The sequence below is a fragment of the Ruegeria sp. CJ6 genome (genome assembly GCF_056536665.1).
In genome coordinates this window covers 687,239-707,196 of record NZ_JBQFQB010000001.1, presented here as the reverse complement: position 1 = coordinate 707,196, position 19,958 = coordinate 687,239, and the positions used below count along the sequence as shown (strand labels likewise).

Below are 19,958 nucleotides of genomic sequence, written 5' to 3'. Positions count from 1 at the left end.
GTGGGCAAAGAACAGCAAGCAAAAACAGCAGCAATCATCGGAGGCGGAGTGATTGGTGGCGGGTGGGCTGCCCGGTTCCTGCTGAACGGATGGGATGTTCGGGTATACGATCCCGACCCTGAAGCCGAGAGGAAGATCGGTGAGGTGTTAGATAACGCGCGTCGTTCTTTGCCGGGGTTGAGCGATGTACCTCTGCCGCCCGAAGGGACGCTGAGCTTTCATGACGATCTCGGTGAGGCGGTTCAGGGTGCGATCTGGATTCAGGAGAGCGTACCGGAAAGGCTCGATCTGAAGCTGAAGGTTTACAAGAGCTTGCAGGGGGCTTGTGATCCAGATGCAATCATCGGGTCCTCGACCAGCGGGTTCAAGCCCTCGGAGTTGCAGGAAGGCGCGTTGCGACCCGAGCAGATCGTGGTGACCCACCCGTTCAACCCGGTCTACCTGTTGCCACTGATCGAACTGGTTCCGACCGACAAGAATTCACCTGACTTGGTCGCGCGGGCCAAAGATCTTTTGACCTCGGTGGGGTTCTTCCCGCTGCACATCAAGAAGGAAATCGACGCGCATATTGCTGACCGGTTCCTCGAGGCGGTGTGGCGCGAGGCGCTTTGGCTGGTGAAAGACGGCATCGCAACGACCGAAGAGATCGATGAATCCATCCGCATGGGTTTTGGCATCCGTTGGGCCCAGATGGGACTGTTCGAAACCTATCGCGTGGCCGGTGGAGAGGCCGGGATGCGGCATTTCATGGCTCAGTTCGGCCCGGCGCTGAAATGGCCCTGGACTAAGCTCATGGACGTGCCTGAGTTCACCGATGAGTTGGTCGACTTGATCGCGGATCAGTCGGATGCGCAGTCTGGCAAGCACTCGATCCGCGAGTTGGAGCGTATCCGGGACAATAACCTCGTTGGTATGATGCGGGCGCTGAAGGCCCAGAACTATGGTGCAGGGGCGGTATTGAACCAGCATGATGCGGCCTTGAAGCCAGGAGCGCTGCCGACGCTGGACGAGGCGGATCTGAGCCAGCCGATCCTCACGCTGTCGCGCGCCGTTCCGCTGGATTGGACCGACTACAATGGCCACATGAATGAAGCTAAATATCTGGAGGCCTTTGCAGCGGCCACGGATCGTTTCATGGAAATCATTGGCTGCGATATGGAGTATATCGCGACAGGCGGCAGCTATTTCACTGCCGAAAATCACATCCGTTACATGCAGGAGACCCATGCGGGGTCGCGGATCGAATGCCGTACGCAGATGCTGTTAGGGCAGGGCAAGAAGCTGCATGTCTTCCACAGCATGTACGAGGGTGAAACGCTGCTGGCCACAGGCGAAAGCTTTCTTCTGCATGTCAGCCTTGAGACCCGACGCCCCAGCCCACCTTCACCCGAGATCGAGGCCGCGATGGCACGGGTTGCCGAGGCGCAGGCCGTGTTGCCTTATCCCGAAGGCGCGGGCGCGGCGATCCGCAAGCCCGCATGAGCAGCCGGGTCTTGATTACCGCAGGCGCCTCTGGCGTCGGCAGGGCCATGGCTGAAGCGTTTGATGCTGCCGGGGCTCAGGTCTGGGTTGCGGATGTTGATGCGGATGCGTTGGCGGATTGCCCGGCGCATTGGAAGCAAAGCCAGCTTGATGTGTCGGATGAGGATGCTGTCGCGGCTGCGTTTACCGACCTTGAGACCGAATGGGACGGGCTTGATGTGCTCTGTGCGAATGCGGGGATAGCGGGCCCCACCGCAGCGGTTGAGGACGTTTCCCTGACGGATTGGAGGTCATGCCTTTCCATCAATCTAGAGGGGTCATTTTTGTGCTCTAAATACGCTGCACCTCTGATGAAACAGCAACGCAGCGGCGCGATCTTGATCACTTCATCGACTGCAGGCCAGTACGGATACCCCAACCGCGCGCCGTACGCGGCGGCCAAGTGGGGCATGGTGGGATTAGGCAAAACGCTGGCGATGGAACTTGGGCCGCACGGAATCCGCTGCAATGTGATCTGCCCGGGTTCGGTCGAAGGTCCACGAATGGAGGGCGTGTTGCAGCGCGAGGCCGATGCCAAGGGCATGACCCGGGATCAGGTTTACGACGGCTATGCCTCGGGCACGTCCATGGGCCGCTTTGTAGAGGCGCAGGACATTGCGAACATGGCTGTATTCCTGGCTTCAGATGCAGCGAGGCTGGTGTCGGGTCAGGTAATCGCGGTGGATGGCCATACGGTCAATCCTGACCCGAAACTGTGAATCAGCCCTGATTTGGCCCCCGAATCTGGCGGATGGCGCTGCGGACGGCTTGCCAGTCCTGCGCCTCCTGCTGATTTCCGGCGGCTTCACATTCGCGCATTTTCTGCGCAGCTTCGGCTTCGGCCCGATCGCCATGGGCCGTATAAAGGGCACGTGCGTATTCAGCGGTTTTGAGTGCGTCCATTCCCGTCATCCTCCATCTCAGATCGGAATGTCTGTAGTTTCGCGCCAAGTGACTATACTACAGCTTTCAGCCCAGGTCATGTCTGAGAGATTTCTGAGCGCAATTGCTGCAGATGGTCCGGGAAATCACGCGCGGTCATATCCGCCTCTCGAACCAGCCGGTCGAAATGGAGCGTAAAGACCTCAATCCGGTCGCGGTCTCGGAAAGCCATGTAGTGGCTTCCGGCATAGAACACGCAAAGAAGTGGGCCGAATATCGTGACGGGGGCAGAGTAAAGACGTTTTGCATCAAATAGATAGATGCGCAGACGTGGATAAAGCTGCTCGCACACCGACAGCAGGTGATCGATCTGATCCAACCGGACCTGAAGCGGTAGTCCCTCGTAGTAACCGGTGGCATAGGCAAAGCTGTGAAGCTCGTACAACGGCATGGCAATCTCATAATCGGACTGGGCGCTGCGCATCCATGCCAGCCGGTCTGCCGAGGCGCCAATGGCTTGATCTGCAGTACGGCCGAGATGCGGAGCGTATTCCCATTCAAGCACGGCGCGGGTCTTGAGCATGTCGGGCAGGGTAGCCGGAACGTAGCGTATCTTGTAGCCGGCGGCCTCTTGATGCCATTCAAAAATGCGCTCATCAACCAATGCCCGGGCGGCCTCGGTTAGGGTGAGGGAACTGGCCAATAGTTCTGCCGCGCTTTCGGGTCGGTTGGAAAGCCCAAGAAGCCAATCGGCGGAAACCCCAAGCGCCGAGGCGCAGCTGCCGACGACATGAGCATTCGGAAGGCGTGCCCCCGCCCCGGTCAGCAATTGCGAAACGGTAGATCGGTCAACCCCGATGCTGCGTGCCAGGGCGCTTTGGCTGACATTGCGCTCTTGCATCGCTCGGGCCAGGCGCTGGCGAAAATGCAGGGCACGATCCCGTTTGTCGATTTTATCAATCATGTGGTGATTAATATCACCTTTGGTGAGAATTGTTAATCATATTCAGAATTCACGACCCTTGGCTCTGTCTGTAACGCTGGTGTTTCAAAAATAAGAATGGGGTCTGGAATGGAAACGCGACGCAGGTCGGTCGTGAAGGCGCTGGTGTGGAATGCGATGGGGCTGGCGATGATGACGCTGGTTGGTTTGATCGCCACGGGTTCAGCAGCACTTGGAGGGATGGTTGCTTTGGTCAATACAGCCATTGGCTTGACCATGTATGTAATTTACGAGCGTATCTGGGCCGGAATCACGTGGGGCCGCAATGGCTGAGCCGGTCACACCCAAATCGCCCGAATGGGCGACATTTGCCCTGATTATCGCTTGTTATTCCGCTTGGCTTGGTGCGATTTTCTGGCTGGCAGGCATATCATTGTGGCTGGCGATCCCCTTCATGGGGCTGGTAGCCGCTCTGCATTCCTCGCTGACGCATGAGGCGCTGCACGGGCACCCCTTTCGCCAGAAATGGCTGAATGAGGCACTGATGGCGCTGCCGCTGACCTTGTTCATTCCTTACAATCGGTTTCGGGACCTGCATCTGGCGCATCACTGTGATGCGAACCTGACCGATCCCTACGATGACCCTGAGACCAACTATCTTGACCCACAGGTCTGGGCGTCTCTGTCCGGTTGGCAGAGGCGGATGTATCAAGTGAACAACACTCTGCTGGGGCGGATGGTTCTGGGGCCTGCAATTGGGCAGGTTGCGTTCTTGCGAGATGAACTGCGTGGTGCACTTCGCGGAGATCGGGCGATTTTGTTGGCATGGGCGCTGCACATGCCCGGCGTTGTCGCGACTCTTTGGATCGTCGCGCTTTCGCAAATGCCGATCTGGGCCTTCGCCCTTTCAGCATATATCGGGTTGGGTTTGGTCAAGATCCGCACATTCCTGGAACACCGCGCGCATGAGAAATCGCGCGCGCGCACAGTGATCGTAGAAGACCGTGGCATCCTTGCATTTCTGTTTTTGAACAATAACTTGCACGTCGTTCATCATATGAACCCATCAGCACCTTGGTACCGATTGCCGGCACTCTACCGCACGGGCAAGGAAAGATACTTGGCCTGTAACGAGGCTTATGTCTACCGTTCGTACGGGCAGATATTCCGAGAGTATTTCTGGCGCGCCAAGGATCCGGTGGCGCATCCGCTCTGGCCAAAGCCTTGATTTAACGACAGAAGGGAAGCCATGAGTTTATGGATTCCCGTCACCATCGCGGCCGCATCGTTCCAGACGGTGCGGTTTATGCTGCAGAAATCCCTGAGCAGCGTGAAGCTTTCGGCCGCCGGGGCGACATTTGCACGATTCGCCTATTCCATGCCATTGGCCTTGCTGGGGCTTTTCATTGCTTTGGGCGCGACAGGGTACGAACTGCCAGCGCTGACGGCGAAGTTCTGGATATTTGCTGTCATCGGCGGGACCACACAGATATTGGCCACGATCTGCGTTGTGGCATTGTTCAAGCAGCGCAACTTTGCGGTAGGGATTACGTTTAAGAAAACTGAGGTGATTCAAACCGCTATTGTGGGGTTCCTTGTCCTCGGCGATCAGGTCTCTACCGGGGCGCTGGGGGCAATACTGCTTGGGTTGCTGGCCGTCCTGTTGTTGTCAAAAACGCCCGGAGGCAGCGGCGCTTGGTGGCAACATCTGACAAACAAAGCCTCGCGTCTTGGACTGGGGTCAGGCGTGTTATTCGCATTCTCCTCGGTCAGCTATCGCGGTGCCTCTTTGCAATTGGGCGACATCGATGCGTGGTTCCGAGCACTTGTGACGCTGGCCGTCGTGGTAACGTTCCAATTTCTCAGTATGTGGCTGTGGCTGCTTTGGCGAGACAGGGCCGAGCTGCGCGCGGTGTGGGAGACTCGCCGGACCGGTGTTTTTGTCGGCCTGACCAGCCTCTGTGGTTCGTTTTGCTGGTTCTTCGCCTTCACGTTGCAGAACGCAGCCTATGTAAAGGCCTTGGGTCAGATCGAACTGATCCTCAGCCTGATCGCATCGCTGCTGTTTTTCCGTGAAACCATCACCCGTCGCGAGATCGCCGGGATGACGTTGCTTGGCTTGTCGATATTGGCGCTTGTGCTGACAATCTAGCCAGCGCGACGCTCATCAAAGCTGAGAGCGATAAAGCTGGGGAGGTGATCCCCCATGCCTACAACTGCTGGCCCGCCATCGTCGCGACGCCCACGACCACGGGTTTTGGGCTCTCGCTCTTTGCGGCTCTCGCTCTTTTTGTTGTCCGACGCTTTGGCCTTCTTCTCTGGCTTTGGCGCCTCGGGCTTGGGCTCATCGGCCTTGACCGGATTGTCGATGCGCGGAATGTCCTTCTGGATCAGGCTCTCGATCGCGGCCAGCGCCTTTTCATCGCGGCCCGAGCAGATCGTGATTGCCTTGCCTTCGCGCCCGGCGCGACCGGTACGACCGATGCGGTGGACATAATCCTCGGCATGGCCGGGAACATCGAAGTTGAACACGTGGCTGACCGAGGGGATATCCAGACCCCGCGCAGCAACGTCCGAAGCCACCAGCAGCCGCAGTGATCCATCGCGGAATCCGTCCAGTGTTTTCATCCGCTGCGACTGATCCAGATCGCCATGGATCGCGGCGGCATTATAGCCGTATTTCTTCAGCGACTTGGCGCAGATATCTACATCGGTCTTGCGGTTGCAGAAGATGATCGCGTTGGTGCATTTGTCGCCCTCGGCATCGATCAATGCGCGCAGGGTCTTGCGTTTCTGGCTGGCCTCTCGATCCCGGCGACCACCTTTGAACATCACCACGCCTTGTTCGATAGTTTCCGAAGCGGTGGCCTGACGCGCAACTTCGACCCGGGTGGGGGCCGACAGGAAAGTATCGGTGATCCGTTCGATCTCGGGCGCCATGGTGGCCGAGAAGAACAGCGTCTGGCGGGTGAATGGCGTCAGCGAGAAGATGCGCTCGATATCAGGAATGAAGCCCATGTCGAGCATCCGATCAGCTTCGTCCACCACCATGATCTGAACGCCTGTCAGAAGCAGCTTCCCGCGTTCGAAATGATCCAGCAGACGGCCCGGAGTGGCAATCAGCACGTCAACACCGCGGTCAATCAGAGCATCCTGTTCCTTGAAGGAAACGCCACCGATCAACAGTGCTTTGGTCAGCTTGAGGTGCTTGGCGTAGGTATCGAAATTCTCGGCCACCTGCGCTGCCAGTTCCCGCGTCGGGCACAAGACCAGCGAGCGTGGCATGCGTGCGCGGGCGCGCCCACGGGCCAGCAATGTGATCATCGGTAGGGTGAAGCTGGCGGTTTTGCCGGTGCCGGTTTGGGCGATCCCCAGAACATCGCGCCCTTCCAGCGCGGCTGGAATTGCGCCTTCTTGGATCGGGGTCGGAGTTTCGTATCCGGCTTCCTCAATTGCCTTGAGGACCTTCGGGTTCAGGTTCAGTTCGTTAAACTTTGTCATGTATGTCCGGTTCAAGCGGACACTAGACCTGGCCCGCGCGTCTGAAAATGCCGGGCCCGGATGGCCATGCGCCCCATGCGCGTTTCGGCTGTGGCGCGGGCATAACAAAAACGTGGGGCAGGGTCAAATGAAGTCGGTTTAATCCGTGGCAAATCTGCCGGTAACAAGGATTTCCGCAACAATTCAGATGGTTCCGGGAAAGTGTTTCGCGACTTTTTGGTCCAGATCAAGCGGCCGGTGACGGATCATGTCGTTATCCTCAAGCCGTTCCAGCACTTCCGGGTCAGCAGCGCTGATTTCATCGTAAAATTCCCGCAGGCCATCGAGCCCGTATTCGGTTTCCAGAAGGGTGATCAATTCGTACCTGTCTAGCGCACCGATCTTTCGCGGGCGATCCGGGCTGGCCTGGTACGAGCCGCGTTCGAGGCGGAAACGATAATGCGCCAGCCAATGCTCCCAATCCGGGGCGTGGCGATGACACAGATCGATCTGAGGAAGCTCGGTTCTGACTGGCAGAAACTCACCGTGCTGATAGAGGTTGTGGATACGGTCGCTCAGTTTTTTCAAACCGCCGCGTACGAACAGTTTGCCCTGAATGTGGCTCATGAAACCGGCCAGAACGTAAGTGCCGAAATTGGGATAGAGCGCTTCGACCAGCGCTTGTCGATTCTGACCTTCGGGAATGAACGCTTTGTAGAGGTCCTGGCCAACCGCCAGCGCCTCAATCGGGCGGACGCGGACGGCGGGGATGTCATCGGGAATGTCGCGCAGCAGGTCGGGGATCGGGGACATCGGCCACAGAAACTCATCGACATCGATATGTGCGACCCAGTCCAGATCAGTCCTGTTGTAGATCAAATTCGCATTCGAGGATTGGCGAACCTGATGTTTGTCCGGCCTCTCACGCCTGCGACGCTTCCAGAACGCCGCATCGCAGGTACGCACCCGGATCCGGGGATGCTCGCGCAGGGCTGAGATGTCCCCCTGGACCGGCTCGTCTAGAAAGATGTGAATCCGGTCCGCGCCGATATCGAGGTGGTGGGCGGCAAAGCGCAAAATATCCTCACGCGGGGCGCGGATCGTGGACACAATCCCCCATGTGGTCACTTCTGGATTGCCCGCAGAGTCCGTCAGGTCATCATTTCCTTCGTCGCGGTCAGGCTCAGCTCGGGATAATCGCGGACGACCCGGTCGATGTCCCACTGCAGCCGCGTTAGATAGACGATATCTCCATCGTGATCATGGGCAATATGCTGCTTGTTGGCGTTGACGAATTTGTCGATCTCAACCTTGTTGCCACTGACCCAACGGGCCGAGGTGAACTGAGACGCCTCAAACCGCACAGGCAGGCCGTATTCCATCTCAATCCGGCTGGCGAGCACCTCGAATTGCAGCGCACCGACGACTCCGACGATGAAGCCCGACCCAATCGAAGGTTTGAATACCTTCGCGGCACCTTCCTCGGCAAACTGCATCAGCGCTTTTTCCAGATGTTTGGCTTTCATCGGATCGCCTGCACGCACGGTTTGCAGCAGTTCCGGCGCGAAGGACGGGATGCCGGTCACCCGGATCGCCTCACCTTCGGTCAGCGTGTCGCCGATGCGCAGCTGACCGTGGTTGGGAATGCCGATGATGTCTCCGGCCCAGGCTTCCTCGGCCAGTTCCCGGTCAGAGGCGAGGAACAGCACGGGGTTCGATATTGCCATCGGTTTCTTCGATCGCACATGCGTTAGCTTCATGCCACGTTTGAAATGGCCCGAGGCCATGCGGACAAACGCCACCCGGTCGCGGTGTTTGGGATCCATATTGGCCTGCACCTTGAACACGAAACCGGCGACCTTCTTTTCATCGGGCGCGATCTGACGGGGCTCAGCCGACTGAACCTGCGGCTGCGGGCCATAGGCACCGATGCCTTCCATCAGTTCCTTGACGCCAAATGAGTTGATGGCCGAACCAAACCAGATCGGCGTCATGTGGCCTTCCAACACCGCCTGCGGGTCGAGCTTGGGCAGCAATTCGCGCGCCATCTCAACCTCTTCCAGCAGCTTATCCAGCAGTTCGGCAGGCACGTGCTCGGCCAGTTTGGGGTCGTCCAGCCCGTCGATCTGAATGCTCTCGGCCACCTTGTTGCGGTCGGCGCGGTCCATCAGTTCCAGTCGGTCGCGCAGCATGTCGTAACAGCCGATGAAATCGCGACCTACGCCTATCGGCCACGCGGCGGGCGTGACGTCGATCGCCAACATCTCTTGAATTTCGTCGATGATCTCGAACGTGTCGCGGCTTTCGCGGTCCATCTTGTTACAGAATGTCAGGATCGGCAAATCGCGCAGGCGGCAGACCTCGAACAGTTTCTGCGTCTGGCTTTCCACACCTTTCGCACCGTCAATGACCATGACGGCGGCGTCTACGGCTGTCAGGGTGCGATAGGTGTCTTCGGAGAAATCCGAGTGGCCGGGTGTGTCCACAAGATTGAACCGGAAGTTCCCGTAGTCGAATGACATGGCCGAGGCTGAGACCGAGATACCGCGATCTTTCTCCATCTGCATGAAGTCCGACCGCGTCCGCCGTGCCTCACCCTTGGCCCGTACCTGTCCAGCCATCTGGATCGCGCCGCCGTACAGCAGAAACTTTTCCGTCAGCGTCGTCTTGCCCGCATCCGGGTGCGAGATGATAGCGAATGTCCGGCGACGAGCGATCTCGGGCGGCAGGGTGGGTTGGTTCGAAGTATCAAGCATAAGCGCGCGTATAGGCGGGGAATCCAACTGAGGCAAGACAAAGGGGGTGGTTCGAATCATGTGGCTGTGGCAATAAGAACATATAGTGAACAAAATATGGAGTGGACCAATGAATTTGAAAGAAATCGCAGACGAACTGGTTGCTGGATGCCGCGAGAACCGGGCCAAGGAGAACCTCGAGAAGCTTTATGCCTCGGATGCTGTTTCTGTTGAGGGACAGGATTTTGCGGGCATGGGGCGCGAGACGCACGGATTAGAAGCCATTCGTGGCAAGCACGAATGGTGGGAAGGCGCTCATGAAGTATCGGGCGCGTCCGTCAGTGGCCCGTACCCGCATGGTGACGACCGCTTTGCCGTGATCTTTGAAGTGCAGGGCAAGGTGAAAGAAACCGGTGAAAGCTTTGATATGCGTGAGGTCGGTGTTTATCACGTCGCCGATGGCAAGATCGTGCGTGAAGAGTTCTTTTATTAATCCGCAAGATCCCATTCTGGCCTTCTTTGCCGGGCCGATGTTAGATGTGTGCCGAAGATAGGGAGGGTCAGAATGGACTTGGGAATTCGCGGAAAACGCGCGCTGGTTTGTGCCAGCAGCAAAGGCTTGGGATTGGGCTGTGCCGAGGCGTTGGCCGAAGCCGGCGTCGATCTTGTGATGAACGCACGCGGAGCTGAAACGTTGGAGGCCGAAGCCACGCGTTTGCGATCATCATATGGCGTTGCCGTGCAGACAGTGGCTTGTGATGTTACCACACCAGAGGGTCAGGCCGAGGTGATAAGTGCCGCGCAGGGTGCTGATATCCTTGTCACAAACGCGGGTGGCCCTCCGCCCGGCATGTGGTCAGACTGGGAGCGTGATGATTTCATCAAAGCGCTGGATGCCAATATGCTGACACCCATAGCTTTCATGAAGGCTCTGCTGCCGGGCATGATGGATAAGGGCTGGGGTCGCGTGGTGAATATCACCTCGCAGTCGGTACGCGCGCCGATTGCGGTGCTGGGCCTGTCGAATGCGGCGCGAACTGGATTAACCGGCTATGTTGCGGGCACATCGCGCCAGGTGGCGCCACATGGCGTGACGATTAATAATCTGCTGCCAGGTATCCACGCCACCGACCGCGCGAACGCGCTGGATGGCGGGGTGTCAGAGCAGAAAGGTATTTCGATGGCCGAGGCACGGGCTGAACGCGCTGCAACCATCCCAGCGAGACGCTATGGCACGAGGGAAGAGTTTGGGGCGACCTGCGCGTTTCTATGCTCGCAACACGCCGGGTTCATTGTCGGGCAGAACATTTTGCTGGACGGTGGTGGCACCAATCTGACGATGTAGGTATGGCACAGAACTTTTCTCTGAAAGATCAGTTGTTCAACGCGGAAAAGGTAAGCTTTCTTGCGGGCTTGTTCGCCAAGGTTGATTCCGATTTCAAGGAAGAAGCATTCGCGGCGAAAGTGATGTCGCGTTTGCCCGAGCTTGAACTGAAAGAGCGTATGGCGTGGATTGCAGAGTGTCTGCAAGAATCGGTGCCCGGCGATTTGCCGGCAGTGGCACCGGTCATTCTGCGGGCGCTGCCGCCTCCGCTGGACCCCGCCAAAAGTGATGATGACTTCGGAGACTTCATCTTTGCGCCCTTGGGTGATTGGGTTTGTACGATCGGCCTGGATCATCCCGCTTTGGCGCTGGATGTATTCGAAGAGCTGACCCAGAGATTTTCGATGGAATGGGCGATCCGCCCGTTCCTCAATCACCACTCCGAACTGGTCATGGCGCGGATGCAGGGCTGGTGCACCCATCCCAGCTATCACGTGCGTCGTCTGGTCAGCGAGGGCACGCGGCCGCGTTTACCGTGGGGGCAGGCCGTTGGCTTGGCAATGTCAGACCCATTGCCGTTATTGGACCGGTTGCACGGGGATCGGACGCGCTATGTGACGCGCTCGGTCGCCAATCATCTGAATGATATCACCAAGAAAGACCCCGATCTGGTGCTGGAACGTCTGCGGGATTGGGGCAAGGCAGGGCGGCAGGACAAGGATGAACTGAACTGGATGACATCTCATGCATTACGAGGCCTTGTGAAATCTGGGCATCCCAAGGCGATGAAGGTGCTTGGATACGATCCCGATGCAGATATTGCGGTTGAGATTCAGGTAAACGGTCCGGCCCGGATTGGTGAAGCGCTGGAGTTTGAAATCCGCCTAAGCGGCGCAGAAGATCAGCCAGTCTTGGTCGACTATATCGTTCATTTCCAACGACCTGGCGGAAAGATCTCACCCAAGGTTCACAAGTTGAAACAGGCCGAGCTTAAAGGTGGTCAGTTGACACTTAGAAAGCGGCACAAGCTGAAGGGCAATGCAACAACATTCAAGTTGGTTCCTGGGCCGCATCGGTTAGAGATTCAAGTGAACGGCCGCGTGCACGCAGGCGTGGATTTCGACCTGCTCGCCTGAGCCCTGTCACGGTTTCGTCAGATCGGGCGCTGGTGGATTGCGTGGTGTGGATTGCTGCACTAGCTGCAAAAGACCAGTGACAAAAGGATTGCCCCGATGAAGCACGAGGCTGTGCAGAACTACTATGGTGAGGTGTTGCAAGGCAGCGCGGATTTGCAAACAAATGCCTGCTGTACTCCGGATGATATGCCGGATCACTTCAAGAAAATTCTGTCGCAAATTCATGATGATGTGCTGACACGTTACTATGGATGCGGGCTGATTGCTCCGTTGGATCTGGAGGGAATGCGTATCCTGGATCTGGGCTGTGGTGCGGGGCGCGATGTGTATGCTTTATCCGCGATGGTCGGTGAAAAGGGCCGTGTTGTCGGCGTTGACATGACGCCTGAGCAGCTCGACGTGGCGCGAGCGCATCAGGACCATCACGCGAAGGCATTCGGACATTCGGCCAGCAATGTCGAGTTTCACCACGGCTATATCGAAAAGCTGGATGAGCTGGACCTCGAACCGGGATCGTTCGATATCATCGTCTCAAACTGCGTGATCAATCTGGCGACCGACAAGGCTGCTGTGCTGCGCGGTGCGCATCGGCTGCTGAAAGAGGGTGGCGAGATGTATTTCTCGGACGTCTATGCCGACCGCCGGGTGCCCAAGGCGATGGCCGAGGATGAGATCCTGTATGGCGAATGCCTGTCGGGTGCGCTCTATTGGAACGATTTTCTGTCGATGTCGCGTGCTGCCGGATTTGGCGATCCCCGTCGGGTGACGCATCGTCCTTTGACGATCGAAAACCCAATTCTTGAAGAACGGGTCGCACCGCTGAGCTTTATCTCGGCCACCTACCGTCTTTTCAAGCTGCCGGAGTTGGAGCCTGCGTGCGAGGATTACGGTCAGGCTGTGATCTACAGGGGCACAGTGCCGCATGCGCCGTATGAATTTGTACTGGATGACCACCATACGATCGAGGCCGGCAAAGTATTCCCGGTCTGTGGCAACACGTGGATGATGTTGCAAGACACCCGTTTTGCACGGCATTTTGAGTTCATCGGCGATTTTTCGACCCATTACGGGATTTTCGAAGGCTGCGGCGGGGATAGCCCGTTTGTTGTACAGGGCGAAGCTGCCTCGACCGGGTGCTGCTGATCCCTTGCGCCTGATGGGCGGGGTTGTTATCCCCGCCTAAGCCCGATGGATTTGATCGGGAAAGGCAATGGGGTCCATCGGTGACAGTGACGACAACTCCTCCTCGATTGGAAATCCGCAATCTGATTGCGCGCTTTGGCGGGCGGACGGTCGTGGATGATGTATCGTTGACCGTACACGCGGGGCAGGTGACTTGCCTGCTGGGGCCTTCGGGCTGCGGAAAGTCGACCACATTGCGGATGATCGCGGGGGTCGAAATGCAGACCTCGGGCGAGATTTACGTCGATGGCAAGCTGATCTGTGACACGGTTTTCCGCGTACCGCCCGAACGGCGCGAGATTGGGCTGATGTTTCAGGATTTTGCGCTGTTTCCACATCTCAGCGTAGCGGATAACGTCGCGTTCGGCCTGAAAGGCAGCAAAGAGCAGAAACGCGCGCGGGTCGAGGAACTGCTGACCAAGGTCGATCTGATGCGGTTCATCGATGGATTTCCGCATCAGTTATCTGGGGGTGAGCAGCAGCGGGTTGCTCTGGCGCGTGCGTTGGCCCCACGCCCGCGGATCATGCTGATGGATGAGCCGTTCTCGGGCCTCGATAACCGTCTGCGCGACGGCATTCGGGACGAAACGCTCGCAGTCCTCAAAGAAGAGGACGCTGCTGTTCTGTTGGTCACGCATGAGCCGGACGAGGCGATGCGAATGGCTGATGAAATCGCGCTGATGCGGCGCGGCAAGATTGTGCAGCAGGGGGCGCCATACAATGTCTATACCCGGCCTGCAGACAAGGCAGCAGTTTCGTTTTTTAGTGATATCAATGTGTTGAAGGCTCAAGTTAATGGTGCGTTGGCGCATACTCCGTTTGGTCGTTTTCTTGCGCCCGGTGTGCCGGACGCGACCGATGTTGAAATCGTGTTTCGACCCCAGCACGTCAAGCTGGACTTCGACCGCAATGGCAAAGGGCCTGCGCCGACGCCGACAGACGGCATTGCCGCCCGAGGCGTGGTTGAGCGTGCTCGGTTTTTGGGAAATGAAAGCCTTGTCGAGTTTCGCATGGACTATGATGGCTCGATCCTGAAGGCGACGGTCCCGAACGTCTTTGTGCCCAAAGAGGGCCGTGTCATGTGGCTGACCATTCGCCGCGACCGGTGTTTTGTGTTCCCGGCCTGACGCTCAAATCCTGCATTTTCATCCAAGTGGTGCGTGAAAGCCTCAGATTGCGCATGTGCATTGCTTGTCGCAGCGCTGAGGCGGGTCTATCAAGGGCAAAACGAGGGGTGGACCGGGCATGCGAATTCTTCTGACCAATGATGACGGCATCAATGCGCCGGGACTGATTGTGCTTGAAGCGATCGCGGCTGAACTGGCCGGTCCCGATGGCGAGGTCTGGGTCGTCGCGCCTGCCTTTGAACAGTCAGGCGTGGGCCATTGCATTAGCTATACCCACCCAATGATGGTCGCCAAACTGGGTGAGCGTCGCTATGCCGCCGAAGGGTCTCCGGCGGATTGCGTGTTGGCCGGTTTGCACGACGTTATGAAGGACGCCCCGCCCGATCTGGTGTTGTCAGGGGTGAACCGGGGCAACAACTCGGCTGAAAACACGCTGTATTCGGGTACAATCGGCGGCGCGATGGAGGCGGCGTTGCAAGGTGTGCCCGCGATTGCCTTGTCTCAGTATTTCGGGCCGCGCAATCTGGGGCTGGACGATCCGTTTGAGGCGGCTGCCAAATTTGGGGCCAATCTGGTGCGCCGCATTCTTGATGCGACACCCGAGCAGCAGGGCGACTATCGTCTGTTCTATAATGTGAATTTCCCTCCGGTTCCCGCAGATGAGGTGCTGGGTACGCGCGTGGCCCCGCAGGGGTACCGGCGCGATACACATTTCTCTGTCGAGCCGCACAGCTCGCCCTCGGGTCGCCGGTTCCTTTGGATTAAGGGCGGGTATCAACATAACCCGACTGCTCCGGGCACGGATGCGGCGGTCAATCTGGAAGGATATATCTCGGTCACTCCGATGCGCGCTGATCTGACAGCATATGACACGCTCGAGGCGCTAAAGGTCATCGAATGACTGAACCAAGCGCAGAAACCATAATGCAGTTCCTGTTTGCCCTGCGCTCGCGCGGGGTGACGGATGCACGTGTACTGGCAGCGATGGAGCAGGTTGACCGGGGGCGGTTTGTCAAAGGCCTGTTCGCGGACCGGGCCTATGAGGACACTCCACTGCCTATTGCCTGTGGACAGACCATCAGCCAGCCTTCGGTTGTGGGGCTGATGACGCAGGCGCTGCAGGTGCGTCCGCGTGATACGGTTCTAGAGGTCGGCACCGGCTCGGGCTATCAGGCGGCGATCCTGTCCAAGCTGGCGCGCCGGGTCTACACGGTTGAGCGGCACAAGAGGCTGGTGCGCGAAACGGGAGAACTGTTCCGTGAGCTGGGGTTGACGAATGTGACCGCGATGCTGTCGGATGGATCATTTGGACTGTCCGAGCAGGCCCCGTTCGACCGTATCATTGTGACCGCGGCCGCCGAAGATCCTCCGGGGCCGCTCTTGGCGCAGTTGAAAATCGGCGGTATCATGGTGTTACCCGTGGGCCAGTCGGACGCGGTGCAGACCCTAATCCGGGTCACGCGCACTGAAACCGGTCTGGACTATGACGAATTGTTGCCGGTCCGTTTTGTGCCCTTGCTTGAGGGGCTGGGAAAAGACGGAGCGTAAAGGTATATTAGAGGCGCCAGAACCCCGGAGAACAGGGGCAGGTGTTGAGGACAGTAAAATGAGAGCAGTTTCCAAATCAGCAATGCGCCGCTATGCGACAGGTGTTGCCGCGCTGGCAATTTTGGCCGGGTGTGAAGGGCCATATGACTATGACCTGCGCGGCAATGTCGGCGGGTTCTCCACTGCAGATGCCGCCCTTGCAGCGACCGCCAACCGCCCGACGCCGGATGCGCGTGGCGTGATCACCTATCCGAACTATCAGGTCGCGGTAGCCCGCCGTGGGGATACAGTTGGCGATGTCGCCACCCGGATCGGCATGCCGGTGGCCGAATTGGCGCGGTTTAACGGATTGCAGCCAAATGACAGCCTGCGTGACGGTGAAGTTCTGGCCTTGCCGCGCTCGGTCGGTGGGACGAGCAATGTTGATATTGCGACCATTGCCGGAACCGCGATTGACGAGGCACCGGACACAGGATCTGTACAGACATCGACATTGGAGCCCGCGCAACCTGCTGCGGCTCCGGCACCGGTTGCTACGGGGCCTGAGCCGATCCGGCACAAGGTCAAGCGGGGTGAGACAGCCTATACAATTTCGCGGCTCTATCAGGTGCCTGTGGAGTCTCTGGCAGAATGGAACGGTTTGGGACCAGACTTTATGGTGCGCGAAGACCAGTACCTGTTGATCCCGGTCAAGAATCAACCGGCACCTCGGGCAGCGGCGCCGGCCGCCACGGCAACTGCGGTAACCCAACCGGGCGAAGGCTCACCAACTCCTACGCCGCCGAGCGCGACGCAGCCATTGCCGGATGAGAAAGTTGCCGCGGCAACGCCTGCGCCGGATATTACAGCCGAGGCCCCGACCAATTCGGGAAGCTCGGCGCTGGCAAGCCCGGTGAGCGGCACCATCATTCGGACCTACAAGAAGGGTAAGAATGAGGGGATAGATATCGCCGCAGCGCCAGGCACGTCGGTCAGTGCGGCCGAGGCAGGCACGGTCGCCGCGATCACCGCGGATGCGGATCAGGTTCCGATCATCGTTGTGAAACACAACAATGACTTGCTGACTGTTTATGCCAATGTCGACAATATCACCATCAAGAAAGGTGATCGGGTGCGACGGGGACAAAAGATCGCCTCGCTGCGCGGAGGCGACAATGCATATGTGCACTTCGAAGTGCGCAAAGGGTTCGAGTCGGTTGATCCCGAGCCTTACCTGAAGTGACCGAAATGGCCCGTTCCGGGCCATGCCTCCGGCGGAGGTATTTGGGGCCAGATGAAGGACGGATCACGCATTGGGATCGTAGTCGCTGAGCCTTTTACCCGGTTCGTCGGTAAAGAGTTCCGGTAGAGGCGTGACGTTTTCTATCAGGTCGATGCGGAAGACGCGGAAGTCGTCGCGCAGCTCGCACCAGGCGGTCAGTGTCCAGACACGGCCCCAGTATTCCATATGCAGCGGTCGGATGGTGCGTTCGGTCAGCGCGCCGTCAATGCGACGGTAGCTGAGCTGCAATTTCTGGCGCGATTTGATCGCGGCGCGGATCGGGGCCATATGTGCCATTCCGCGTACGACATCAGCGAAGGGATAGACCGCGAATTTCCAGCTGTCGGCCTCGGCAATGACCTGCGTGGGCAAGACGGCGTCGATTTTCTCGGCCAGAGAGTCCGCGGCGGATTTAAGATCGGGATCGGCGGCCTCGGCAACGATCGCCATGCCGAGGTTCAGAGCCTCAAGCTCGGCGGGTGTCAGGTTTAGCGGGGGCAGCGTGATCTGTTCACGCACCATGTAACCTACGCCGCGTTCGCCTTCTACAGGAACGCCCGAGGCCACCAACGTGTCCATATCGCGATAGATCGTACGGACCGACACCTCAAGTCGGTCCGCGATGTCCTGCGCGCGGTGCAAGTTACCATCGCGCAGGATCTGTATGATGTCGAACAGGCGGTCAGTGCGGCGCATGACACGCCGTCTGAGCCGCCCTTAGGCGGTCATGTTCCATAGCACGGTCTCGTGACGCATCTGGGCGCTGTCGGGGTTGATTGCCGCCATCAGAGCGGGTGCAAAATCCTGTTGCATGAATGCAGCAGCGGCATCCTTTGCGGATTTCATATCGGTCCAGACGACATAGTCGGTCCAGCGGCCATCTTCGCCATGACTTAGCTGGCGGTGGGTAAAGCCGGGAGCCGCGCGGACGAAGGCTTCGGAGGCTTGGCTTAGCCTGATGAACTGTTCGGGCTTTGTGCCGTCGGCAAGGGTAAAGGTGACGATTTCTGCGACATGGGTCATGTGGTTCTCCGTAGACCAGGTTTCGATATCGTCCTTCTAGGTGATATCAACTGACATAAACCTGTCAGTTGAGAAATGCGAGTCCGCAAAAAACGCATGATCCGTTCAATTTTGCGCGCGGATTTGATCTGTCGCACTTTTGCTGATGCCCGTACGGGCGTAGACACGGGGCCAGACATATTCACGGCGCGCTGCGCCGACGTAGAAGGAGACAAGTCATGCTCAACAATATTGGCCTTCCGGGTATCCTGCTGATTGCTGTTGTGGTTCTCGTCCTGTTTGGACGCGGCAAGATCAGTTCGCTGATGGGTGAAGTGGGTAAAGGCATTACCTCGTTCAAAAAAGGCATCAAGGAAGGTTCGGAAGAGCTAGAACAAGACGCGTCCGAGCTGGCCAAAGACGTCACGCCTGAGACTGACAAAGACAAGGTCTGAGCCTAGATGTTTGATCTGGGCTGGACCGAGCTTCTGGTCATCGGCATCGTCGCGTTGATCGTGGTGGGGCCAAAGGACCTGCCTGTGCTGTTCCGCAATGTCGGACGGTTCGTCGGAAAGGCGCGCGGCATGGCGCGCGAATTCAGCACTGCAATGAACGAGGCTGCGGACGAAGCAGGCGTCAATGAGATCAAGAAGGGCCTGAACGCGGCGACCAACCCGGTTAGTACAGCGATGGACGGGATCAACGAAGCCGCGCGCGACGTGGCCAAATCCATCGACCCAACCAAGTTCGACCCTGACAGCGAGACCGGCAAGCTGGCCACCGAGCGAGCAGAGCAAGCCAAGAAGATCCAAGCCACAACGGCGCGCGCTGCCGCTGAACGCAAGGCCAAGGAAGCCGCGGATGCGCTGGCCAAGGCGGAAGAGGCCGAAGCAGCGCTGAAAACCGAAAGCAAGACATGACCAAGACCGACGAGATCGAGGACAGCTCGGCACCCCTGATCGAGCACCTGGCCGAGCTACGTACGCGGCTGATCCACTGCGTTGTGGCGTTTCTGATCGGTATGATCATCTGTTTCACCGTGGCCACGCCACTGTTCAATTTCCTCACGCAACCGCTATGTGAGGTGCTGACCGAGCGTGGACAGGATTGCGGGCTGATCTTCATCTCGCCGCAGGAAGGGTTCTTTGTAGCGATCAAGGTTTCGCTGCTGGGCGGGTTCATTCTGGCCTTTCCCTATATCGGGATGCAGATGTGGAGGTTCGTGGCGCCGGGCCTGTATAAATCGGAAAAGAACGCGTTTCTGCCGTTCATGCTGGCCTCTCCCTTCATGTTCCTGCTGGGCGCAAGCTTCGCTTTTTATGTGGTCACGCCACTGGCCTATGACTTCTTCCTCGGTTTCCAGCAGTTTGGAGCGGAAGGGGAAGCTGTAGCAGAAGGCGCAACCGCACCTTTGAGCGTGGTGTTTCAGGGTTCGGCGCAGGAATATCTCAACCTGACCATCAAGTTCATCGTTGCCTTTGGCCTGTGCTTTCAATTGCCCGTATTGCTGACACTGATGGGTAAGGCCGGACTTGTCAGTGCCGAAGGTCTGGGGGCAGTGCGTAAATATGCGGTGGTAGGCATTCTGGTGTTGGCTGCGATTGTCACACCGCCGGACGTGATCACCCAGATCATCCTCTTTGTCGTGGTTTACGGGCTCTATGAAATTTCAATATTCCTGGTCGCCCGTGTCGAGAAGAAGCGCGAAGAACAGTTGCGCGCCGATGGATACTACGACGATGAAGAGGCCGAAGCCGACGCAGACGTGATGCAGGATTACGAAGAGAACAAGTAACCTATTCCAATAGCTTTAAAGG

23 protein-coding genes are annotated in these 19,958 nt (G+C 58.1%); 16 read left to right on the top strand and 7 right to left on the bottom strand.

Translation table 11 applies throughout. The annotated features are described in order from the left end of the window. Together ACR0BT_RS03575 and ACR0BT_RS03570 are read left to right on the top strand one after the other, a co-directional pair. Positions 1-1,482 carry a carnitine 3-dehydrogenase gene (locus tag ACR0BT_RS03575; RefSeq protein ID WP_480762540.1) on the top strand — a complete coding sequence of 494 codons (1,482 nt, stop codon included), beginning with the start codon at positions 1-3 and terminating at the stop codon, positions 1,480-1,482. Next, positions 1,479-2,240, top strand: a complete 762-nt coding sequence (locus tag ACR0BT_RS03570) for an SDR family oxidoreductase (RefSeq protein ID WP_170396769.1) — start codon at positions 1,479-1,481, stop codon at positions 2,238-2,240. Before ACR0BT_RS03575 ends, ACR0BT_RS03570 begins: the two co-directional genes overlap by 4 nt. A 1-nt stretch (position 2,241) precedes the next feature. Here the strand turns inward: ACR0BT_RS03570 and ACR0BT_RS03565 are convergent, their stop codons facing one another. Together ACR0BT_RS03565 and ACR0BT_RS03560 are read right to left on the bottom strand one after the other, a co-directional pair. Then, on the bottom strand, positions 2,242-2,424 hold the full coding sequence (locus ACR0BT_RS03565) for a hypothetical protein (protein ID WP_170396771.1): 183 nt from the start codon (positions 2,422-2,424) through the stop codon (positions 2,242-2,244). A 76-nt stretch (positions 2,425-2,500) separates the two neighbouring features. After that, on the bottom strand, positions 2,501-3,367 hold the full coding sequence (locus ACR0BT_RS03560; RefSeq protein WP_170396773.1) for a helix-turn-helix domain-containing protein: 867 nt from the start codon (positions 3,365-3,367) through the stop codon (positions 2,501-2,503). Between the two features lie 108 nt (positions 3,368-3,475). Here ACR0BT_RS03560 and ACR0BT_RS03555 point away from each other — a divergent pair, with 108 nt between their 5' ends. Genes ACR0BT_RS03555 through ACR0BT_RS03545 form a run of 3 tightly spaced genes read left to right on the top strand, consistent with a single transcriptional unit; the run spans position 3,476 to position 5,498 of the window. Then, on the top strand, positions 3,476-3,679 hold the full coding sequence (locus tag ACR0BT_RS03555) for a DUF2061 domain-containing protein (protein ID WP_170396775.1): 204 nt from the start codon (positions 3,476-3,478) through the stop codon (positions 3,677-3,679). Continuing rightward, a complete protein-coding gene (locus ACR0BT_RS03550; protein WP_480762539.1) occupies positions 3,672-4,574 on the top strand; it encodes a fatty acid desaturase in 903 nt (300 codons plus the stop codon). The genes ACR0BT_RS03555 and ACR0BT_RS03550 overlap by 8 nt, the downstream gene beginning before the upstream one ends. A gap of 21 nt (positions 4,575-4,595) precedes the next feature. Then, positions 4,596-5,498 (top strand): EamA family transporter, encoded by a 903-nt coding sequence (locus tag ACR0BT_RS03545; RefSeq protein ID WP_480762538.1) that lies wholly within the window; start codon positions 4,596-4,598, stop codon positions 5,496-5,498. On the opposite strand, the gene ACR0BT_RS03540 is transcribed toward ACR0BT_RS03545, so the two are convergent. The 3 genes from ACR0BT_RS03540 to ACR0BT_RS03530 all read right to left on the bottom strand — a co-directional run bounded on the left by ACR0BT_RS03540 (position 5,495) and on the right by ACR0BT_RS03530 (position 9,582). Continuing rightward, positions 5,495-6,847: a DEAD/DEAH box helicase gene (locus ACR0BT_RS03540; RefSeq protein WP_170396782.1), complete on the bottom strand. Its 1,353-nt coding sequence runs from the start codon at positions 6,845-6,847 to the stop codon at positions 5,495-5,497. The two genes, ACR0BT_RS03545 and ACR0BT_RS03540, sit on opposite strands and share 4 nt — an antisense overlap. A gap of 183 nt (positions 6,848-7,030) precedes the next feature. Continuing rightward, on the bottom strand, positions 7,031-7,954 hold the full coding sequence (locus ACR0BT_RS03535; RefSeq protein WP_480762537.1) for a glycosyltransferase family 2 protein: 924 nt from the start codon (positions 7,952-7,954) through the stop codon (positions 7,031-7,033). Between the two features lie 23 nt (positions 7,955-7,977). Further along, positions 7,978-9,582, bottom strand: a complete 1,605-nt coding sequence (locus tag ACR0BT_RS03530; RefSeq protein WP_480705732.1) for a peptide chain release factor 3 — start codon at positions 9,580-9,582, stop codon at positions 7,978-7,980. Positions 9,583-9,691: 109 nt separating this feature from the next. Between ACR0BT_RS03530 and ACR0BT_RS03525 the strand changes: the two genes are divergently transcribed. From ACR0BT_RS03525 to ACR0BT_RS03490, 8 genes are all read left to right on the top strand, one after another. After that, positions 9,692-10,054, top strand: coding sequence for a SnoaL-like domain-containing protein (locus ACR0BT_RS03525; protein ID WP_170396787.1), 363 nt, complete (start codon positions 9,692-9,694; stop codon positions 10,052-10,054). A gap of 72 nt (positions 10,055-10,126) precedes the next feature. Then, positions 10,127-10,906, top strand: coding sequence for an SDR family oxidoreductase (locus ACR0BT_RS03520; protein ID WP_170396789.1), 780 nt, complete (start codon positions 10,127-10,129; stop codon positions 10,904-10,906). Positions 10,907-10,908: 2 nt separating this feature from the next. Next, positions 10,909-12,021 carry a DNA alkylation repair protein gene (locus ACR0BT_RS03515; RefSeq protein WP_480762536.1) on the top strand — a complete coding sequence of 371 codons (1,113 nt, stop codon included), beginning with the start codon at positions 10,909-10,911 and terminating at the stop codon, positions 12,019-12,021. Positions 12,022-12,117: 96 nt separating this feature from the next. Continuing rightward, a complete protein-coding gene (locus ACR0BT_RS03510) occupies positions 12,118-13,164 on the top strand; it encodes a methyltransferase domain-containing protein (RefSeq protein ID WP_480762535.1) in 1,047 nt (348 codons plus the stop codon). An 80-nt stretch (positions 13,165-13,244) separates the two neighbouring features. Then, entirely contained in the window at positions 13,245-14,330 is a 1,086-nt protein-coding gene (locus ACR0BT_RS03505) for an ABC transporter ATP-binding protein (protein WP_170396795.1), read from the top strand. A 118-nt stretch (positions 14,331-14,448) separates the two neighbouring features. Further along, entirely contained in the window at positions 14,449-15,231 is a 783-nt protein-coding gene (surE, locus tag ACR0BT_RS03500; RefSeq protein ID WP_170396797.1) for a 5'/3'-nucleotidase SurE, read from the top strand. After that, complete coding sequence (locus ACR0BT_RS03495) at positions 15,228-15,878, top strand: protein-L-isoaspartate(D-aspartate) O-methyltransferase (protein WP_170396799.1); 651 nt, start codon at positions 15,228-15,230, stop codon at positions 15,876-15,878. The genes surE and ACR0BT_RS03495 overlap by 4 nt, the downstream gene beginning before the upstream one ends. Before the next feature lie 58 nt (positions 15,879-15,936). Then, positions 15,937-17,100 (top strand): peptidoglycan DD-metalloendopeptidase family protein, encoded by a 1,164-nt coding sequence (locus tag ACR0BT_RS03490; RefSeq protein ID WP_480762534.1) that lies wholly within the window; start codon positions 15,937-15,939, stop codon positions 17,098-17,100. Positions 17,101-17,163: 63 nt separating this feature from the next. Here the strand turns inward: ACR0BT_RS03490 and ACR0BT_RS03485 are convergent, their stop codons facing one another. Then, on the bottom strand, positions 17,164-17,835 hold the full coding sequence (locus tag ACR0BT_RS03485; RefSeq protein WP_223117959.1) for a helix-turn-helix transcriptional regulator: 672 nt from the start codon (positions 17,833-17,835) through the stop codon (positions 17,164-17,166). Positions 17,836-17,856: 21 nt separating this feature from the next. After that, positions 17,857-18,162, bottom strand: coding sequence for a hypothetical protein (locus ACR0BT_RS03480; protein WP_170636189.1), 306 nt, complete (start codon positions 18,160-18,162; stop codon positions 17,857-17,859). Between the two features lie 218 nt (positions 18,163-18,380). Between ACR0BT_RS03480 and ACR0BT_RS03475 the strand changes: the two genes are divergently transcribed. The 3 genes from ACR0BT_RS03475 to tatC are packed head-to-tail and all read left to right on the top strand — an operon-like array spanning position 18,381 to position 19,936. Beyond that, on the top strand, positions 18,381-18,596 hold the full coding sequence (locus ACR0BT_RS03475; protein WP_010440381.1) for a twin-arginine translocase TatA/TatE family subunit: 216 nt from the start codon (positions 18,381-18,383) through the stop codon (positions 18,594-18,596). A gap of 6 nt (positions 18,597-18,602) precedes the next feature. Further along, positions 18,603-19,061 carry a Sec-independent protein translocase protein TatB gene (gene tatB / locus ACR0BT_RS03470; RefSeq protein WP_170396807.1) on the top strand — a complete coding sequence of 153 codons (459 nt, stop codon included), beginning with the start codon at positions 18,603-18,605 and terminating at the stop codon, positions 19,059-19,061. Next, a complete protein-coding gene (tatC, locus tag ACR0BT_RS03465) occupies positions 19,058-19,936 on the top strand; it encodes a twin-arginine translocase subunit TatC (RefSeq protein ID WP_170396809.1) in 879 nt (292 codons plus the stop codon). Before tatB ends, tatC begins: the two co-directional genes overlap by 4 nt. The last annotated feature ends 22 nt before the right edge of the window (positions 19,937-19,958 follow it).